Source organism: Pollutimonas rozaliensis (assembly GCF_048751585.1).
Taxonomy (GTDB): domain Bacteria; phylum Pseudomonadota; class Gammaproteobacteria; order Burkholderiales; family Burkholderiaceae_B.
On the sequence record NZ_JAZHOB010000180.1, the window covers coordinates 1 to 263 of the forward strand.

The 263-nt window shown below is 44.1% G+C and carries 1 protein-coding gene; it reads right to left on the reverse strand.

Translation table 11 applies throughout. The features are described 5' to 3' along the window. Positions 1 to 263, reverse strand: a 263-nt coding sequence (gene traF / locus V0R37_RS22480; protein WP_420376607.1) for a conjugal transfer protein TraF, incomplete at both ends; no start/stop codon positions are given.

Genomic DNA, 263 nt, shown 5'->3' on the forward strand with positions numbered 1-263 from the left:
CCATATGTTGACCGAGGAAGGTTTGATATTTGGCTAACGAGATACCAACTTCAGTAACGGCAATAGAGACAGCATTAATACCGCTATTTTGTGCCTGCTCAAGAATACATTCAGGGCTGCTAGGATTAGCACCACTTACAGGGCAATCTGATGCGATGCTGGGAGCGGCATACACTTCTGTGTACGCTTTGCCAAATATATTGGCAGATATATAGCGGTTTGGTATACCAAAAGCGATAACCCCACCAAGATTAGCATTGAGT